This is a genomic window from Propioniciclava sp. MC1595 (assembly GCF_017569205.1).
In the GTDB taxonomy this organism is placed as follows: Bacteria; Actinomycetota; Actinomycetes; order Propionibacteriales; family Propionibacteriaceae; genus Propioniciclava.
Genome location: NZ_CP071870.1, coordinates 2,891,722 through 2,910,459, shown reverse-complemented (window position 1 = coordinate 2,910,459; position 18,738 = coordinate 2,891,722). Strand labels below are relative to the sequence as shown.

Sequence of the window (18,738 nt, the reverse complement as noted above, 5' to 3'; positions counted from 1 at the left end):
CCGGTGCAGGGGGCTGCCCGCCCACGGGGGACTGAGTTCGGGGGACCCGGTTCCCGTGGGGGAGTCCTGGGATCGTCGCGGGTCACGTCCGGACGAACAGCGGTGGGCTCTCCACACAGGTGATCGCGCGGGGGGCGTCCCGCTTCCCACTGGGTGTCCACATGCTGGACAAACCGGTCCTCAGGCCTCCAGGAGGCCGCGGATGTCGTCGGCCGACAGCGGCGCCACGCGGTCGGAGGCGGCTCCGACCACGTCGTCGAACAGCCGGCGCTTGGAGTCGGCGAGGGCGACGACCTTCTCCTCGATCGTGTCGGCCGCCACCAGCCGGTAGACGTTGACCGGCTTGTCCTGGCCGATGCGGTGGGTGCGGTCGACGGCCTGGGCCTCGGCTGCCGGGTTCCACCACGGGTCGAGGATGAACACGTAGTCGGCCTCGGTCAGGGTCAGCCCGAACCCGCCCGCCTTCAGGGAGATGAGGAAGACGGGGGCGTCCCCCTCGCGGAACGACGCGATCCGCGCCGCACGGTCGCGGGTGCGGCCGTCGAGGTACTCGAAGGCGATGCCCTCGGCGTCCAGGCGTTGCCGCACGAGCGCGAGGAAACCGGTGAACTGGCTGAACACGAGGGCCCGGTGTCCCTCGGCCACGACCTCGTCGAGCAGCTCCAGCAGCGTGTCGATCTTGGCCGACTGGGCGGGGTACCCGTCCTCGACGAGTGCGGGCGAGAGGCTGAGCTGGCGGAGCAGGGTGAGCGAGCGCAGGATCGTGATCCGGTGGCGTCCGAGGTCGCCGACCAGGCCGAGCACCTTCTGCCGCTCGCGGGCGAGGTGGCGGTCGTAGAGGCGGCGGTGCCCGGGGGACAGCTCGACCGGCACGACCTGTTCCTGCTTGTCCGGCAGCTCGGCGGCCACGGCCGCCTTCGTGCGCCGCAGCACCAGCGGCCGGATGCGCCGGTGGAGGCGGGCCAGGGCGTCGGCGTCCCCGGCCTCGACCGGCTTGCGGTACGCCTCGGTGAAGGCCTGGGGGTGCGGGAACAGGCCCGGGGCGGTGATCGACAGCAGCGACCACAGGTCCATCAGGTTGTTCTCCAGCGGGGTGCCGGTGAGGGCGACCTTCACCCGCGCGCGGAGCCTGCGCACGGCCTGGTAGGCCTTCGACGCGTGGTTCTTCACGAACTGCGCCTCATCCAGCAGGACGGCCGACCACTCGAGGCCCGCGTACGCCTCGGCCTCCAGCCTCAGCAGGGTGTAGGAGGTGAGGACGATGTGGGCGCCCCCCACGGCGTCCGCGAGCTCGCTGCGGCGCCGCTTGTGGGTCTCGGCGATGGTCACCACGCGCAGGTCGGGGGTGAAGCGGGACGCCTCGGCGGCCCAGGTGCCCACCACCGACGTGGGTGCCACGACGAGGAGGGGACGGTCGAGCTCGCCCGCCTCGAGGGCCGACTGCGCCAGCGCGAGGGTCTGGAGGGTCTTGCCCAGGCCCATCTCGTCGGCGAGGATCCCGCCCAGCCGCGAGCGCCACAGGAACGACAGCCACGCGAAGCCCGTCAACTGGTAGGGGCGCAGGTCGGCGCGCAGGCCGGCGGGGACGGGGACCTCGGGCAGCGACTCGAGGTCGAGCAGGGCGTCCACCGAGCGCTGCCACGCCTCGGACTGCTCGGTGACCACGCCCAGCTCGACGAGCTCGGCCCACAGGCCGGCGTGCTCGGGGCGCAGCCGGAACGTGTCTTCGTCGTGGTCGACGAGCAGCCGCGCCTCGTCGATGAGCCTGCGCAGCTGGTCGAGCTCGGGGCGGTCGAGGGCGAACCACGTGCCCGAGTCGAGCAGCAGGTGGTCGTGGCCCAGCGAGAGCGCCGCGAACAGGGTGGCGAACGGGACGACCTCGCCGTCCACGGTGACCTCGACGTCGAGGTTGAACCAGTCGCCCGCCTCGGGCTCGCTGATGGTGAGGGAGACGACCGGTGCCCCCTCGGACTCCCGGAACGTCGGGGCGGGCCGACTGAGCTCGACCTCGACGCCGTCGAGGGCGTCCAGGGCGGGGAGGGTGCTCGCGGTGAAGGCGAAGAGGGGGCGTCCGGTGAGGAAGGCCGGGCGCAGCTCGGGCCGGCCGCGCGGGCCCTCGACCCGCCACGGCCCGTCGGGCACGGACGCCGCGAGCTCGGCCTCGGCCTGCTGGTCGCGCAGCGGCGGGTCGGTGAGGGCCGGGGTGAGGCCCAGGTCGTGCGACTCCTCGCCGAGGGTGTACCGGAAGGCCCAGCGGACGGTCGCCGTCCCGTCGCCGAACTCGACCCGGCAGACCAGGGTGGGCGGGACGGCGGCGGGCAGGGTCACGCCCTCGGCCAGCCGCAGGGGGAGGCGGCGCCCCAAGGAGGGGGCGAAGCCCGCGGCGAAGAGCAGGACGTCGCGCGCGGGGACCCGCAGGGTCTCGCCCTGCGCGAAGAGGGAGTGCTCGGCCGCGTCGAGCGGGCGGGCCAGGGGGACGAGGTGGGTGGCCCCGTCGCGCTCGAAGACCGCACCGTGGGCGGGGTAACCGGTCCAGGCCTGCCAGGGCAGGTCGACCTCGGCATCGCCGAAGACCATCGTCGGCGTGACCAGCAGGTCGTCGCCGTCGGCGGCCACGTGCAGCACCGGCTCGAGCACGCCGTCGGAGACGCGGGGCTCGGGGAGGCGCGCCCCCGAGTCGTCGGTCCCGGCCAACAGGGCGACCCCGGCCTCTGCTGCCTGCCGCAGCAACGACCAGAGGTCGCCGCGCAGTTCGCGCAGGGGGAGGGCGTCGACGCGGTGGCCGTAGGCGAACTCGTTGCGGCGGCGCGACTCGAGGAGGTCGAGCAGGGCCTGGCGCTGCTCGCCGTCGAAGGTGCCGGCCTGCAGGCGGACGTCGTCCCAGTCGGCGCCCGCCTTGACCCAGGCGTCCCGGGCGCCGGGGCGGAGGGGACGCAGGGTGTACTCACGGCGTCCGCGGTTGAGTTGCAGGGCGAGCGGGACGCTGCCCTGGCCTGCCGCCGGCCGGGGGACCAGCGGCGCCAGCGCCTGCTGCCACAGGGCCGGTCCGCGGCGTCCGGCGTTGCGGCGGGCGGTGAGCAGCAGGGCGGCCGAGTGCTTGCAGTCGCGCCGCACGGGGCAGGTGCACGTGGCGACCAGCGACGCGGGGCCGGCCTTGGCGACGACCGAGCACTGGTAGGGCTGGCTGTCGGTCCCCTGGACGGTGGCCATGACGAGGTCGCCCGCGGTGCGGATCGCCTTCACGCGACCCTCGTCGGCGTAGTCCTGGCCCCGGGCCAGCGTGGCCGCCCCGAACCGACGCTCCAGGTCGGTGTCGGAGATGCCGGTGACCCAGTCGGGGATCACCCGGCGTCACTCCGGCGGGCGTCGGGGCTGAAGCGGTAGCCGACGTTGCGCACGGTACCGATCAGGTACTCGTTCTCGGAGCCGAGCTTGGCCCGAAGCCGCCGCACGTGCACGTCGACGGTGCGGGTGCCGCCGTAGTAGTCGTAGCCCCACACGTCGGACAACAGGGTCTCGCGGGAGAACACCCGCCCCGGGTGCTGGGCCAGGTACTTCAGCAGCTCGAACTCGGTGTAGGTCAGGTCGAGGGCCCGGTTGTTGAGCGTGGCCTGGTAGGAGGCCTCGTCGATCACCAGGCCGCCCGCCGACACGACGCCGGTCGTGTCGTCGGTGCGCACCGCCAGCCGGATCCGGGCGTCGAACTCGGCCGGGCCCGCGGCGTCCAGCATGATGTCGCGCACGCCCCACTCGGGGTTGACGGCGGCGAACCCGCCCTCGCCCAGGACGAGCAGGACCGGGGTCTCGCTCCCGGCCGAGCCGAGCAGGCGGCACATCTGGCGGGCGGCGGCGAGGTCGGAGCGGCCGTCGAGGACGACCACGTCGGCGCGGCCCGCCTCGGTGACGACCGCCGCGTCGGGCCGCATCTCGCGCACGGAGTGGGCCAGCAGGGCGAGCGCGGGGAAGGCCGGCTCGCTCGAATCGGTGCCGGCGCGGGGGGAGACGGACAGCACGTGGGCCATCGGCACCCCCTCCCGACCCGGTGCGGGTCGGCGTCAAGTGTAGGGGAAGCGGGCCCGTGGTGGTCAGCGCGCCCAGATGGCGCTGTCGAGCAGCAGCGTCACGGGGCCGTCGTTGACGAGGTCGACCGCCATGTCGGCGCCGAACCGGCCGGTCTCCACGGTGGCGCCGCGTGCGCGCAGGGCCGCGACGAGGGCGTCCACGAGCGGTTCGGAGACCGGGCCGGGCGCGGCGTCGTTCCAGCTCGGACGCCGCCCCTTGCGGACGTCGGCGTACAGCGTGAACTGGCTCACGACCAGGATCGGGGCGCCGAGGTCTGCGGCCGAGCGCTCGTCGCGCATGATGCGGAGGTTCCACACCTTGTCGGCGAGTCGGTCGACGTCGGCCTGCGTGTCGCCGTGGGTGGCGCCCACGAGCAGGCAGAGGCCGGGGCCGTCGATGGCCCCGACGACCTGGCCGTCGACGGTGACGCCGGCGCGGCTGACGCGCTGGACGACGATGCGCACGGTCGCTCCCGGGCTACTGGTAGGAGATGAAGTGCGGGGTGGGGTGCACCTGCTCGACGGTCTGCTTCGGGGTGAGCATGGGGGTGTCCTCGTCCTCGAAGTTCTTCCAGCCCAGGAAGACGCTGTCGGGCAGGCCGCGGCGGATGACCTCCCACGTGGCCTGCTTCGAGCCCTGGGGGCCCTGCCCGTCGACGTGCACCAGGTACTGGATCTCGGGGCGGGACGTGTCGAGCCGCTCGCGCTCGATGATCATGCGGGTCTGGAACTGGTGCAGGGTCAGCACCTTGGGCGGGAGGTCGTTGGCCTGCACGAGGTCGGCCAGCCACGCGCCCACCTCGTTGACCTCGTCGATGTGCACCTGCCCGATCTGGCGCAGGTGTTTCTGGTCGGGCTTGAGCCGCCACTCGGGGTCGAGGGCCAGGCCGACGGTCGGGCGCTTGAGGAGGTCCTCGTAGTGCTGGGCCTGCGTGAGGAAGCTCTTGCGCCCGGGCTGCAGGTCGAGGACGACGTAGATGTCGTTGGCCTCGGCGGCCTCGATCCAGGGCATCAACAACTCGACCGGGGTCTGGTAGGTGTAGTCGCCGTCCGCACCCGGGGCCGCGGAGGCGACCGTGGCGATGATCTCGAACGAGCCCATCACCGTCTTGTCGGGCATGTGCTCGCGGTACTGCGCGAGGAGCTTGTTGAGCCGCTCCACGGCCGCGGCCGGGGGCTGCTCGCCCATCATGCCCAGCGCCGCGGTCTGCGGGTGCCCGTAGAGGGCGACCATGTGGTGGGTCGGGAACGGGACGATGCCCCCACCGGGCAGTTCGGGGGCCGTGCGGGTGGCGCGGGCCTGCGCCGCGAACTGCTCGGCGGTGCCGAAGCCATCGCCGACCGCGAGCAGCGGGCCCTCGTGCTGCTTGACGCTCGCGGTCGTGTCGGCCGTCATGCCGGGGTGGGTGGCCTCGGTGGCGGTCAGCTTCGCCGCGGCCAGGACGGACTGGGTGAGCGGGTCGGTGGCGGGGGCGGCCAGGGCCAGCACGGGCGGGGGCTCGGTCTGCGCCGGCAGGCCGGGCAGGTCCACCTCGGCGGCGGTCGCCGGGGCCGGGACGACCTCGCGGTCGCCGACGTGCTGCGGCGAGCCGTGGGCGAAGACGGTGCGGGTCTGCAGGCGGTCGAGCTCGGCGGCCAGCCCGGGGGAGTCGGGGAAGGCCGGGATGCCCAGCTCCAGGGCGAGGGCCGCGGCGGCCGTGTACGGGTCGTCCCCGGGCGCGGGCTCGGGGGACGCGGTCGGGTCGGCGGAGGCTGTGGGATCAGCGGAAGCGGTGGGGGAGGGGGTCGCGGTCGCGGGGCTCGGGGTGGCGACGGCCGTGGGGGCGGCGGACGCCGGCGCGGCGGCGACCACCACCACGGCCGTGGCCGCGGCGAGGAGCGCCCGGGACGCGGCGATCGCGCCGTCGGGGCCGGCGGGGATGACGGTGTCCGCGGAGGGGGTCCGCGTGACGACGCGGTGCGTGTTCGGGTCGACCCGGGGGGTCTCGGTGCTGTCGGGTGGCAGGGGCCCGGGCGGGGTGGTCGGGGCGTCGCCGGTGCAGCCTGCGACGATCAGGACGGTGCCGGTCGCTGCGCCAGCAAGGAGGTGTCGGCGGGTGATCACCCGCGCCAGCCTACTCCGAGCGCTTGTCAGGGCGAGGACGCGGGTCGGCTGGCGCGGACGCGCGACGCCTCGGCCTTGCGGAATCATCCCCGGCACGCGAGCGTTGGGGTGAGGAGAACTTCCGAAGGAGACGCATGTTCGAGATCCCGACCGACCTGAACCCCGCACTCGTGGGCCTGGCCTGGCTGCGCGGCCGCTGGGAGGGCACCGGCTACCGCGAGTGGCCGGGCGAGGAGAAGGTGCAGTTCGGCGTCCAGATCGACTTCACCGAGAACGGCAGCGACTACCTGCACTACCTGGCCCAGATGTTCCTCCTCGACGAGGAGGGGCGCCCCGAGCGGCCGCTCACGATCGAGACCGGCTTCTGGCGGGCGAACGAGTCCGCCGACGTGGACGTCGTGATGTGCAGCCCCGAGGGCTACTCCGAGATCTGGTACGGCAAGCTGCAGCCGGGCCGCGCGGACCTGACCACCGACGCCGTGGTCCGCTCGCCGCTGGCCACGGTGGAGTACACCGCCGGGCGCCGCCTCTACGGCAACGTCGACGGCAAGCTGATGTACAGCTTCGACCGCGCCACCACCGACGAGGCGCTGCGCCCCTACATGTGGGCCACGCTGAACCGGGCCTGATGATGGCGCGCGTGCTGAACGAGTCCGGCCCCGACGCCGGCGCCGCCTGGCACTACGGCGACCCGCTGCGCGAGCAGCGCCGCCTCGAGGAGGGCGAGGCGACGGTCGACCTGTCCCACCGGCCCGTGTTCTCCGTCGCGGGCCCCGACCGGCTCACCTGGCTGCACGCGCTGACGTCCCAGGCGTTCGAGGGCCTGGCGCCCGGACAGCACGTGACCGCGTTCATCCTCGACCCCAACGGACGCATCGAGCACGTGTTCGGCGGCGTGGACGACGGCGAGACCTTCTGGGCGCACACCGAGCCCGGCCACCTCGAGGCCTTGCTGGCCTGGCTGTCGCGGATGGTGTTCGCCTCCCGCGTCGAGCTGGCTGACCGGTCCGCCACCCACGCCATGGTCATCGCCGGGGGCGGTCCGACCGTGGCCGCACGCGAGGACCTCGACGCCACGCTGGGCGAGGTCCGCGCCGGGACGTGGGCCGCCGAGGCCGTCCGCATCGCCGCCGGCCAGCCGCGCATCTTCCTCGACACCGACGAGAAGACGATCCCCAACGAGGTCGCCATGCCCGACGGCGACCGCCTCGGCGCGGCGGTGCACCTGCAGAAGGGCTGCTACCGCGGCCAGGAGACCGTGGCCCGGGTCCACACCCTCGGACGCCCCCCGCGCCGGTTGACCGTCCTCCTGCTCGACGGGTCGGAGGAACGCCTGCCCGAGGTCGGCGCCGACGTGGTGCTCGACGGCCGCGTGGTCGGGCGGATGGGCACCTCCGCGATCCACCACGACCTCGGCCCGATCGGGTTGGCGCTGGTGAAGCGCAACACCCCGACCGAGGCCACCCTGACGGTCGACGGCATCGCCGCGGCCCAGGAGGTCGTGGTCGACCCCGAGGTGGGGCTGCACGTGCGGCCGAACCTGGGCGGGCGTCCGTGATGGACACCGAAGTCCTGCTCGCCCGCCTGCCGCGCACCCACTACATCGACGGCGCCTGGACCGACGACGAGACTTCCCTCGCCGTCGAGAACCCCGCCACCGGGCGGACGCTCACCCACGTCGCCGACGCCTCGCCCGAGGTCGCGATGGCGGCCCTCGACGCCGCCGTCGCCGCGCAGGCGTCGTGGGCCGCGACCGAGCCGCGCGTCCGCGGCGAACTGCTGCGGGCGGCCTACGAGCGCATCGTCGAGCGCGCCGACGAGTTCGCCACCGTGATGACCCTCGAGATGGGCAAGCCGCTGGCCGAGGCCCGCGGCGAGGTCACCTACGGGGCCGAGTTCTTCCGCTGGTTCGCCGAGGAGGCGGTCCGCGTGCACGGCCGCTACGCCGTCGCGCCCCTGGGCGGCTCGCGGCTGGTCACCATGAAGCAGCCGGTCGGGCCGGTCCTGGCCATCACCCCCTGGAACTTCCCGCTCGCGATGGGCACCCGCAAGATCGGGCCCGCGCTCGCCGCGGGCTGCACCGTGGTGCTCAAGCCGGCGTCCCAGACCCCCCTCACCTCGCTGCTGCTGGCGGAGGTGCTGCACGAGGTGGGCGTGCCCGCCGGAGTGGTCAACGTCTTCACGACGTCGCGCTCGGGCGCCACCACCGGTCCGCTGCTGGCCGACCCGCGCCTGCGCAAGCTGACGTTCACGGGCTCCACCGAGGTGGGCCGCTCGCTGCTGGAGCAGGCGTCGGCCAACATCCTGCGCACCTCGATGGAGCTGGGCGGCAACGCCCCCTTCGTGGTGCTGCCCAGCGCCGACGTCGACCGCGCGGTCGGGGGCGCCGCGCTGGCCAAGATGCGCAACATCGGCGAGGCCTGCACCTCGGCCAACCGGTTCATCGTGCACCGTTCCGTCGCCGAGGAGTTCACCGCCGGCCTGGCCGCGCGGCTGGGGGCCATGACGGTCGGTGACGGCCTTGCGGACGGCACCGAGGTCGGCCCGCTGATCAACGCGGACGCCCTCGCCAACGTCACCGCCCTGGTCGAGGAGGCGGTCGCCGACGGCGCCCGCGTCGTCACCGGCGGCGGGCGGGCCGCCGACGCGGGGGAGGGCCACTTCATGCGGCCCACCGTGCTCGCCGACGTCGAGCCCGCCTCGCGGGTGGTCCGGGAGGAGATCTTCGGGCCGGTCGCGCCGGTCCTGGTCTACGACGACGTCGACGAGGCGATCGCGCTGGCCAACGACACCGAGTTCGGCCTGATCGGGTACGTGTTCGGCGAGAACCTCGGCGAGGCGCTGCGGGTGGCCGAGGCGTTGCAGACCGGCATGGTCGGCCTCAACTCGGGCGTGGTCTCGAACCCGGCCGCCCCCTTCGGTGGCGTCAAGGCCAGCGGCCTCGGTCGCGAGGGCGGCTTCGAGGGCATCGAGGAGTACCTCGAGACGAAGTACATCGGCCTGTCCCTCTGACGTCCTCGGGGGGCGCCGGACAGGGCGCCGGTCACCCGCACGCGTGACCGGGTGCGAACCGCGCTGTGGGAGGATCGGGCCATGCGTGGCAGCATCCTGGCCGGCGGGTCCGGCACCCGGTTGCACCCCATCACCAGGGCGACCTCGAAGCAGCTGGTCCCGATCTACGACAAGCCGATGGTCTACTACCCGCTCTCGACGCTGATGTTCGCCGGCATCAGGGATGTGCTCGTGATCACGACCCCGCACGAGTCGGAGGCGTTCCAGCGCCTGCTGGGGGATGGCTCGCAGTTCGGGATCAGCATCAGCTATGCCACCCAGCCCGAGCCGAAGGGTCTGGCGCAGGCGTTCACCATCGGCGCAGATTTCGCCCGCGGTGAGAAGTGCGCCCTTGTCCTGGGCGACAACATCTTCTACGGGCCGGGTCTGGGGCGACAGCTCTCCCGGTTCGGCGACATCGAGGGCGCCGCCGTGTTCGGCTACTGGGTGGCCGACCCGACGGCCTACGGCGTCGTCGAGTTCGATGACACGGGAAAGGCGATCTCGATCGAGGAGAAGCCCGCGCACCCGAAGTCGAACTACGCCGTGCCGGGGTTGTACTTCTACGACGAGCAGGTCACCGAGATCGCGGCCAGCCTGCAGCCGTCGGCCCGCGGCGAGTACGAGATCACCGACGTCAACCGGGTCTACCTCGACCAGGGGACCCTGCAGGTCGAGGTCGTCCCGCGCGGGACGGCCTGGCTCGACACGGGAACGTTCGACTCACTCAACGACGCGTCCAACTTCGTGCGTACCATCCAGGCCCGTCAGGGCCTCCAGGTCGGCTGCCCCGAAGAGGTGGCGTGGCGCCAAGGCTTCCTGACCGATGACGAGTTGCGTGCCCGGGCAGAGCCCCTCGTGAAGTCCGGTTACGGCGACTACCTGCTGAACCTTCTGGCTCAGGAGAGGTAGGCGCGCAGGGCCTCGTCGGCGTCGGGTGGCGTGAACCCGGTGGTCTGGATCTTGGTGAGGTCGAGGGTGCTGTGCCGGGGGCGTGGTGACATGACCTTGCCGGCTGCGAAGTCTGCAGTCGTTTGGCGGGAGACCGTTTCGGGGTCGGCTCCGACGAGGGTGAACACCTCGCGCGCGATGTCGAACCACGACCGGGTGGGCCCTGAGTTGGTCAGGTTGTAGATCCCCGGCGCGGGCCGTGCCTGGAGCAGGTGCTGGATGCCGTCGGCCAGAGTGGTCGTGAAGGTGAGCCGGCCGTACTGGTCGTCGACCACCGATGGTTCGATGCCGCGGCGGGCGAGGTCGGCCATGGTGCGGACGAAGTTCCTGCCCTCGCCGATGACCCAGCTGGTGCGCACGATGTAGTGGTCGGGCAGGGTCTGCACGAGGGCGTCGGCGGTGGCCTTGGTGACCCCGTACACGCCCAGGGGCGCGACGGGTTCGTCCTCGGTGTGCACCTCGGTCTGGCCGTCGAAGACGTAGTCGCTGGAGACATGCACGAGGGTGATGCGGTGTTCGCGGCACACGCCGACCAGGTGTGCGACGGCGTCGACATTGCCCGACCAGGCGCCGCGGCGTCCTTCGTCGGTCTCGGCGGCGTCGACGGCCGTCCACGCGGCGGCGTTGATGATGGTGCCGACGCCCGACCAGGGGAACGCCCGCACGGCGTCGCGGTCGGTGAGGTCGAGCCGGCTGCGGTCGAGGGCCTCGGCGTCCGGGAAGACCTCCTGCAGGGCGCGTCCGAGCTGTCCGCCGGCACCCACGATCACGGTGCGTCGCGGCGCCATCGGGACCACGTGGGCCAGGCGGGGGTGCGCCAGGTCGGCGTCGCTGATGATGGCCTCCGACAAGGGGATGGGCCACTCGATCGCGGCGGTCTCGTCGGCCAGGTTCACATACGTGTAGGACGCCCGGGCCTCGGGTGACCAGTGGTCGTTGACCAGGTAGGAGTAGGTGGTGTTCGCCTCCAGTGCCTGGTAGCCGTTGGCCACCCCGCGTGGCACGAAGACCGCCTTGTCGGTGCCCATCTCGAGGGTGAAGGGGACGCCGAAGGTGTCGCCGGGGCGCAGGTCGACCCACGCGCCGAGGATCCGTCCGGAAGCGAGCGAGACGAGCTTGTCCCACGGTTCGGCGTGCAGCCCGCGGGTGACGCCGGCCTCGGAATTGTAGGACATGTTGTTCTGGACGGGGCCGAAGTCCGGCAGGCCGAGGGCGACCATCTTCTCCCGCTGCCAGTTCTCCTTGAACCAACCGCGCGAGTCCCCGTGGAGGGGGAGCTCGAGGACCAGCAGCCCCGGGATCGGGGTGGTGTGGACGGCGAGCCCGTCGGCTGAGCCTGTCGAAGCCATCACTGGCCCGTCTTCGCGTACTTGGCCTCGGTGGCCTCCTTCATGGGACGCCACCAGGCCTCGTTGGTGCGGTACCAGTCGATGGTGGCGGCCAGGCCGTCCTCGAACGCGGTGTAGCGGGGCTTCCAGCCGAGTTCGGTGCGCAGCTTGGTGGAGTCGATGGCGTAGCGCAGGTCGTGGCCGGGGCGGTCGTTGACGTGCTCGTAGGCGTCGGTGGGGTGCCCCATCAGGCGCAGGATCATCTCCACGACCGACTTGTTGTTCATCTCGCCGTCGGCACCGATCAGGTAGGTCTCCCCGATCCGGCCGGAGTCGATGATCTGCAGCACGGCGCTGTTGTGGTCGTCCACGTGGATCCAGTCGCGGACGTTGAGGCCGGCCCCGTACAGCTTGGGGTGGACGCCGTCGATCAGGTTGGTGATCTGGCGGGGGATGAACTTCTCCACGTGCTGGCGCGGCCCGTAGTTGTTGGAGCAGTTGCTGATCGTCGCCCGGACGCCGAACGAGCGCACCCAGGCGCGCACCAGCAGGTCGGAGCCGGCCTTGGTGGAGGAGTACGGCGAGGACGGGTTGTAGGGCGTCGTCTCGTGGAACCGCTCGGGGTCGTCGAGCTCGAGGTCGCCGTACACCTCGTCGGTGGAGATGTGGTGGAACCGTGCGTCGTGCTTGCGGACGGCCTCCAGCAGCGTGAACGTGCCGACCAGGTTCGTGTCGATGAACGGACTGGGGTCGTTGAGGGAGTTGTCGTTGTGGGACTCGGCGGCGAAGTGGACGACGACGTCGGACCTGGCGACCAGCCTGTCGACGAGGTCGGCATCGCAGATGTCGCCGACGACCAGGTCGACGCGGTCGGTGGGCAGCCCATCGAGGGACTCACGCCGCCCCGCGTAGGTGAGCTTGTCCAGCACCGTCGCGGTGTGGTCGGTGTCGTTGACGAGGGTCCGCACGAAGTTGCTGCCGATGAAGCCGGCGCCGCCGGTCACGAGGTAATGAGCCACGAGGTCAGCCTAGAGGACCCCGCGGCGCCCCGATGCGACACAATGACCGCATGCGTGGAATCATCCTGGCCGGCGGCTCTGGTACCCGGCTGCACCCCATCACCCAGGCGACCAGCAAGCAGCTCGTCCCGGTCTACGACAAGCCGATGATCTACTACCCGCTGTCGACGTTGATGTTCGCGGGGATCTCCGACGTGCTCGTGATCACCACCCCGCACGAGGCGGACGCCTTCCAGCGCCTGCTGCGGGACGGCTCGCAGTTCGGCATCTCGATCTCGTACGCCACCCAGCCCGAGCCCAAGGGGCTCGCACAGGCGTTCACGATCGGCGCCGACTTCGCCCGCGGCGAGAAGTGCGCGCTGGTGCTGGGGGACAACATCTTCTACGGCCCCGGCCTGGGCCGGCAGCTGCGCGGCTTCAGCGAGGTGGACGGCGCGGCCGTGTTCGCCTACTGGGTGTCGGATCCGACCGCCTACGGCGTGGTGGAGTTCGACGAGAACAACAGGGCCACCTCGATCGAGGAGAAGCCGGCCCAGCCGAAGTCGAACTACGCTGTGCCCGGGCTGTACTTCTACGACGAGCAGGTCACCGACATCGCCGCCGACCTGAAGCCGTCGGCACGCGGGGAGTACGAGATCACCGACGTGAACCGCGTCTACCTGGAGCAGGGCACGTTGCAGGTCGGCGTCCTGACCCGTGGCACGGCGTGGCTGGACACGGGGACGTTCGACTCCCTGAACGACGCCAGCAACTTCGTCCGGACGATCCAGGCCCGGCAGGGCCTCCAGGTGGGCTGCCCGGAGGAAGTGGCCTGGCGCATGGGCTTCCTCACCGACGACGAGTTGCGCGAGCGCGCGACCAAGCTGGTGAAGTCCGGCTACGGCTCCTACCTGCTCGGCCTGCTCGAGGCGGGACGAGTCGGCTGACGCGCCTCCCCGCGCCGCGCGTTGACCGCGGGTGAGCCGGTCAGCGCGTGCGCGGGGTGATCGTCATCTGGACGGCCTCCACACGCTTGGACTGGCCGCTCGTCCCAGCCAAGGCCCCGTCGGCGACCCAGTTCTGCCAGCCCACGTCCTGGACGTGGGCGCGGTAGCGCACCGTGTGCGTGGTGGCGGCGGTGCCCTTCAGGCGCACCTCGAGGGCCTCGAGGCGGAGACCACGGCCCAACGTGCCGATGTCCGTGCCCGACCCCTGCCACGGCTGCCAGCCCACGTCCTGCACGTGGCCGCGCCACTCGACGAGGTCGGCCGGGACACCGCTGGGAAGGTGCAGGGACAGCGCCTCCAGACGCAGGCTCTGCCCCGTCGTGCCCGCCGTACCGCCGCTGGTGACCGGCGGCAGCCAACCCCGGTTCTGCACGTGCGCGGCGTACGTGATCGCGACGGTCTTCGGGACGAGTTCCACCTCCACGGCCTCGATGGCGCGCGCCTGCCCGGTCGTCCCGGCCGTGGCGCCGTTGAGCCGGTAGGGCTGCCACCCGATGCCCGACACATGGGCTCGGTAGCGGATGTCGTAGAGGGCGGCGAGTTGTCCGGTCAGCTTGAACTCGATGGCTTCCAGGCGTCGATTGAACCCGGTGCTGCCGACCACTCCACCGGAGGTGACCCACGGCTGCCAGCCGACGTCCTGCACGTGGCCACGGGCGGTGAGGCCCTTGGTGAAGTAGTCGACCCACAAGCGGAGGGCCTCCAGCCGCAGGGACTGGCCGGTCGTGCCGGCCATCGCACCGTCGGCCACGGCTCGCTGCCACCCGGTGCCCTGGACATGCCCGGCGTAGATCACGAGCCCAAGCGGGGTGGGGGTCGGGGAGGGGACGATGGGCGCCTGGGTCGACCCTGTCATGGCAGCCGGGAACCACGACTTCATGGTGGTGAAGAAGTTGCGGTTGCCGTACGCCGAGCAGTACCCGCCCTCGCCCACCACGGCGCTGAGTGCCGCGGCGTCCGCCGTGAAGGGCGTGTAGTTGTACAGGCCTGCCGTGGCCTGGTTGGCGACGTAGACGGAGGCGCGTCCACAACGGGTGTCGGGGTTGTAGAGGATCTGGTTCGTGGTCCTGGCCTTCACGTTGAACCGCTCCGGGTACTTGGCGTACCTCTGGAACCGCTCGCCCGCGCCGTAGACCTGGAGGACGAAGGTGGCCTGGGCCGGGTCGCAGGGCTGGAAGTCGGGGCAGCCGGCACCGGTCGCCCTGGCGTACGCGGTCGCGGTCAACTGGCCCCCCGAGGCGGTCACCAGGCCGGACTCCTTCTGCAGGAGCGCGATCAGGACCTGGGGGTTGATGCGGCAGGCCCGGGCGACCGCCCCGATGATGCCGGCGGCCGAGTTGTTGCTGACGGCCGGCAGGGCTGCGCAGTACTCGGTGAGCGGGGTCGCGGGGGTGTCGACCCGGTAGTCCTTCAGGCACGGCATGGGCCCGGCGACACACGAGGCCCCCTTGCTGGCCAGGAAGTCCCTGATGGCGGAGTCCGACATCGTGCCGGAGTTGAAGAAGCTGGCATCGCTGATGAGGTTGCCCGGGTCGTACCCGTCCATCACGCCGGCCGCCTGTGCGGGCGTCGCGAGCCCGGCGCCCAGGGCGGCCACAGTGACGAGCAGGCAAAGCAGCGCCTGGGCCCAACGGCGCACCATGACGGCCTCCGATCGTGATGTGCCGTCAGGGTACTGGGTCCGTCGGGCCTCGTCACCCAGGCCCGGCCGGTGTCTCAGGCGTCCTTCTTGGCGCGGCTGCGCGCCTTGGCGCGCTCGTGGCCGACCAGGATCGTCTTGCGCATCCGGACCGCCGAGGGGGTCACCTCGAGGCACTCGTCGCCGCGGCAGAACTCGAGGGCCTGCTCGAGGCTGTGCACGCGCGGGGGCACGAGGCGCTCCAGCTCCTCACCGGTGGAGGAGCGCACGTTGGTGAGCTTCTTCTCCTTGGTGGGGTTGACGTCCATGTCCTCGTTGCGGGGGTTCTCGCCGACGATCATGCCCTCGTAGACCTCCTCACCCGGGGCGACGAACATGATGCCGCGCTCCTGCAGGTTGAACAGGGCGTAGGAGGTGACCGCGCCCGTCCGGTCGGCGACCAGCGACCCCGTGGAGCGGGTCGTGATCTCGCCGGCCCACGGCTCGTAGCCCTCGAACACGTGGTGCATGATGCCCGTGCCGCGGGTCTGGGTGAGGAACTCGGTGCGGAAGCCGATCAGGCCGCGGGCCGGGATGGTGAACTCCAACCGCACCCAGCCGGTGCCGTGGTTGATCATCTGCTCCATGCGGCCCTTGCGGGTGCCCATCAGCTGGGTGACGGTGCCCAGGTGCTCCTCGGGCACGTCGACGGTGAGGCGCTCGACGGGCTCGTGCACCTTGCCGTCGATGGTGCGGGTGAGCACCTCGGGCTTGCCGACGGTGAGCTCGAAGCCCTCGCGCCGCATCATCTCGACCAGCACGGCCAGCTGCAGCTCGCCGCGGCCCTGCACCTCCCAGGTGTCGGGGCGCTCGGTGTTGTTCACCTTGATCGACACGTTGCCGATGAGCTCGGCGTCCAGGCGTGCCTTGACCAGGCGGGCGGTGAGCTTCTTGCCCGACTTGCCGGCCAGCGGCGAGGTGTTGATGCCGATCGTCATCGAGATCGACGGCTCGTCGACGTGGATGAGCGGCAGCGGCTTCGGGTCGGCCGGGTCGGACAGCGTCTCGCCGATGTTGATCTCGGGGATGCCCGCGATCGCGACGATGTCGCCGGGGCCCGCCGAGTCGGCCGGGACGCGCTCGAGCGCGTTGGTCATCAGCAGCTCGGACAGCTTCACGTTCTGCACCGAGCCGTCGCGGCGGATCCACGCGACCTGCTGGCCGCGCTTGATCTCGCCCTCGATGATGCGGCACAGCGCCAGGCGTCCCAGGTAGGGCGAGGAGTCGAGGTTGGTGACGTGGGCCTGCAGCGGCGCGCCCTCGGTGTAGGTCGGCGCCGGGATCGTCTCCATGATGACCTCGAACAGCGCCTCGAGGTTCTCCTCCTCGGGCATGGTGGCGTCGGCGGGCTGCGTCCGGGACGCCCGCCCGGCCTTCGCCGCCGCGTACACGATCGGGAAGTCGAGCAGGTCGGCCTGGTCGTCGTCCACGAGGTCCATGAACAGGGCGTACACCTCGTCGACGACCTCGCTGATGCGCGCGTCGGAGCGGTCGACCTTGTTGATGACGACGATGATCGGCAGCTTCTTGGCCAGCGCCTTGCGCAGCACGAAGCGGGTCTGGGGCAGCGGGCCCTCCGAGGCGTCCACCAGCAGGACGACGCCGTCGACCATCTCCAGGCCGCGCTCGACCTCGCCGCCGAAGTCGGCGTGGCCGGGGGTGTCGATGATGTTGATGGTCACCTGCTCGCCGTTGGCCATGGTGTGCTCGACGGCGGTGTTCTTCGCGAGGATGGTGATGCCCTTCTCGCGCTCGAGATCCATCGAGTCCATGACGCGGTTCTCCACGTCCTGGTTCTCGCGGAACGCGCCGGACTGCCACAGCATGGCGTCCACCAGCGTGGTCTTGCCGTGATCGACGTGGGCGATGATGGCGACGTTGCGCAGGTCGGCGCGTGTGGGCATGCAGATCTCCGAGACCTTCGGTGGATTGACGCTCGATTCTACGCGCCGGGACGCCTCGAGCGTTAATGCCCCCTTGCCACACCCCTGGGGTGAGACGGCGCCGCGCCCGCGGCGTCCACGTTCGGGCGCCGCGGGCGCGGCCCTGATCGGGGGTCAGTGGTTCTCGCCCAGGGCCTTCTTCAGGTCGTGGGGGAGCTCCACGCCGGTCTGGACGCGCGAGTGATGCCCGGACCACACGAAGTAGATCACCAGGCCGATCGCGAGCCACACCAGGAACCGGATCCACGTCTCCACCGACAGGTTCAGCATCAGGTACAGGCAGATCGCCGCCGAGATGATCGGCAGCACCGGGGAGAAGGGGACCTTGAAGGAGCGCGGCAGGTCGGGACGCTTCTTCCGCAGCACCGGGATGCCGATCGACACCAGCACGAACGCGCTCAGCGTGCCGATGTTGACCATCTCCTCCAGCATGCCGACCGGGGTCAGGCCGGCGATCAGCGCGCACACGACGGTGACGATGGCGGTGATGCGCGCCGGCGTCCGGTGCACCGGGTGCACCTTGGCCAGGCTCATCGGCAGCAGGTTGTCGCGCGACATCGCGAAGATGATGCGGGTCGCGCCGACCAGCAGCGTCAGCACCACGGTGGTGAGGCCGGCGACGGCGCCCGCGGAGATCAGCGTGGCCATCCAGCCCTGCCCGTGGAAAACGAACGCGTTGGCGAGCGCGGCTGCCGGGTCGAGGTCGCGGTAGGAGACCATGCCGGTCACGACCAGCGCCACGGCGCAGTACAGGACGGTGCAGATCACCAGCGTGGCGATGATGCCGATCGGCAGGTCGCGCTGCGGACGCTTGGTCTCCTCGGCGGTCGTGGCGACCACGTCGAAGCCGATGTAGGCGAAGAACACCAGCGAGGCGCCGGCGATGACGCCGCCCCAGCCGAACGCCATGGGAGCCGCGCCGCCGAGGGCCTGCAGCAGCGGCTGCGTCCAGCCGGTGACGGCCTCGGTGGCCTGCGGTTCGGGCACGAAGGGGGTGTAGTTGGCCGGGTTGATGAACTGCAGGCCGGCCACGATGACGAACAGGACGATGAAGAGCTTCAGGGCGACCAGCACCATGTTGACCCGCATCGACTCCTTGATGCCGAACCCGACGAGCACGCCGAGCACGCAGACCAGCAGCACGGCCGGGAGGTCGACGACGCCGCCGTAGGCGACCTGTTCGGGAATGATGATCCCGAAGTTTTCAAGGAATACGCCCAGGTAGGCGCTCCATCCTTGCGCCACGACGGACGCTCCAAGGAACATTTCCAGGATTAGGTCCCACCCGATGATCCAGGCGAAGAATTCGCCCAGCGAGGCGTAGCTGAAGGTGTAGGCCGAGCCCGACACCGGCACCGACGCCGCGAACTCGGCGTAGCACATCGCCGCCAGGCCGCAGCAGATCGCCGCCAGCACGAAGCTGAGCACGATCGCCGGGCCGGTCATGGTGTGCGCGACGCGCCCGGTCAGCGTGAAGATGCCGGCGCCGATCACCACGCCGACGCCGAACACCGTCAGGTCGAGGGCGCTGAGGGACTTCTTGAGCTGGTACTCCGGCTCGTCGGTGTCGGCGATGGATTGTTCGACACTCTTGGTGCGCAGTAGGTCCATGATGAC

Annotated in this window: 14 protein-coding genes; 5 read left to right on the top strand and 9 right to left on the bottom strand. The window is 71.3% G+C overall.

The features are described from left to right. Nucleotides 1-180: 180 nt before the first annotated feature. From J4N02_RS14030 to J4N02_RS14015, 4 genes are all read right to left on the bottom strand, one after another. A complete protein-coding gene (locus tag J4N02_RS14030) occupies nucleotides 181-3,345 on the bottom strand; it encodes a DEAD/DEAH box helicase (RefSeq protein ID WP_188333665.1) in 3,165 nt (1,054 codons plus the stop codon). Then, nucleotides 3,342-4,022: a response regulator transcription factor gene (locus J4N02_RS14025; RefSeq protein WP_188333664.1), complete on the bottom strand. Its 681-nt coding sequence runs from the start codon at nucleotides 4,020-4,022 to the stop codon at nucleotides 3,342-3,344. Before J4N02_RS14025 ends, J4N02_RS14030 begins: the two co-directional genes overlap by 4 nt. Before the next feature lie 63 nt (nucleotides 4,023-4,085). Continuing rightward, on the bottom strand, nucleotides 4,086-4,526 hold the full coding sequence (gene dtd, locus J4N02_RS14020; RefSeq protein WP_188333663.1) for a D-aminoacyl-tRNA deacylase: 441 nt from the start codon (nucleotides 4,524-4,526) through the stop codon (nucleotides 4,086-4,088). A gap of 13 nt (nucleotides 4,527-4,539) precedes the next feature. Next, nucleotides 4,540-6,165, bottom strand: a complete 1,626-nt coding sequence (locus J4N02_RS14015; RefSeq protein ID WP_188333662.1) for a hypothetical protein — start codon at nucleotides 6,163-6,165, stop codon at nucleotides 4,540-4,542. A gap of 134 nt (nucleotides 6,166-6,299) precedes the next feature. On the opposite strand from J4N02_RS14015, the gene J4N02_RS14010 reads away from it, so the two are divergent. The 4 genes from J4N02_RS14010 to rfbA (J4N02_RS13995) all read left to right on the top strand — a co-directional run bounded on the left by J4N02_RS14010 (nucleotide 6,300) and on the right by rfbA (J4N02_RS13995) (nucleotide 10,128). After that, a complete protein-coding gene (locus tag J4N02_RS14010; protein WP_188333661.1) occupies nucleotides 6,300-6,794 on the top strand; it encodes an FABP family protein in 495 nt (164 codons plus the stop codon). A 2-nt stretch (nucleotides 6,795-6,796) separates the two neighbouring features. Further along, nucleotides 6,797-7,723, top strand: a complete 927-nt coding sequence (locus J4N02_RS14005) for a folate-binding protein YgfZ (protein ID WP_188333697.1) — start codon at nucleotides 6,797-6,799, stop codon at nucleotides 7,721-7,723. Next, nucleotides 7,723-9,177 carry an NAD-dependent succinate-semialdehyde dehydrogenase gene (locus J4N02_RS14000; protein WP_188333660.1) on the top strand — a complete coding sequence of 485 codons (1,455 nt, stop codon included), beginning with the start codon at nucleotides 7,723-7,725 and terminating at the stop codon, nucleotides 9,175-9,177. The genes J4N02_RS14005 and J4N02_RS14000 overlap by 1 nt, the downstream gene beginning before the upstream one ends. 81 nt (nucleotides 9,178-9,258) lie before the next feature. Next, entirely contained in the window at nucleotides 9,259-10,128 is an 870-nt protein-coding gene (gene rfbA, locus J4N02_RS13995; RefSeq protein WP_188333659.1) for a glucose-1-phosphate thymidylyltransferase RfbA, read from the top strand. Here rfbA (J4N02_RS13995) and J4N02_RS13990 read toward each other — a convergent pair. Both J4N02_RS13990 and rfbB read right to left on the bottom strand, forming a co-directional pair. Beyond that, a complete protein-coding gene (locus tag J4N02_RS13990) occupies nucleotides 10,116-11,516 on the bottom strand; it encodes a bifunctional dTDP-4-dehydrorhamnose 3,5-epimerase family protein/NAD(P)-dependent oxidoreductase (RefSeq protein ID WP_188333658.1) in 1,401 nt (466 codons plus the stop codon). The two genes, rfbA (J4N02_RS13995) and J4N02_RS13990, sit on opposite strands and share 13 nt — an antisense overlap. Continuing rightward, on the bottom strand, nucleotides 11,516-12,514 hold the full coding sequence (gene rfbB / locus J4N02_RS13985; protein WP_188333657.1) for a dTDP-glucose 4,6-dehydratase: 999 nt from the start codon (nucleotides 12,512-12,514) through the stop codon (nucleotides 11,516-11,518). The genes J4N02_RS13990 and rfbB overlap by 1 nt, the downstream gene beginning before the upstream one ends. Nucleotides 12,515-12,564: 50 nt before the next feature. Here rfbB and rfbA (J4N02_RS13980) point away from each other — a divergent pair, with 50 nt between their 5' ends. Further along, nucleotides 12,565-13,440, top strand: coding sequence for a glucose-1-phosphate thymidylyltransferase RfbA (gene rfbA, locus J4N02_RS13980; protein WP_188333656.1), 876 nt, complete (start codon nucleotides 12,565-12,567; stop codon nucleotides 13,438-13,440). Nucleotides 13,441-13,480: 40 nt separating this feature from the next. Here rfbA (J4N02_RS13980) and J4N02_RS13975 read toward each other — a convergent pair whose 3' ends face one another. The 3 genes from J4N02_RS13975 to J4N02_RS13965 form a co-directional block, all read right to left on the bottom strand. Then, a complete protein-coding gene (locus J4N02_RS13975; RefSeq protein WP_188333655.1) occupies nucleotides 13,481-15,142 on the bottom strand; it encodes an Ig domain-containing protein in 1,662 nt (553 codons plus the stop codon). Between the two features lie 74 nt (nucleotides 15,143-15,216). After that, nucleotides 15,217-17,082 carry a translational GTPase TypA gene (typA, locus tag J4N02_RS13970; protein ID WP_188333654.1) on the bottom strand — a complete coding sequence of 622 codons (1,866 nt, stop codon included), beginning with the start codon at nucleotides 17,080-17,082 and terminating at the stop codon, nucleotides 15,217-15,219. A 153-nt stretch (nucleotides 17,083-17,235) separates the two neighbouring features. Beyond that, complete coding sequence (locus J4N02_RS13965; protein WP_188333653.1) at nucleotides 17,236-18,732, bottom strand: amino acid permease; 1,497 nt, start codon at nucleotides 18,730-18,732, stop codon at nucleotides 17,236-17,238. Between the last annotated feature and the right edge of the window lie 6 nt (nucleotides 18,733-18,738).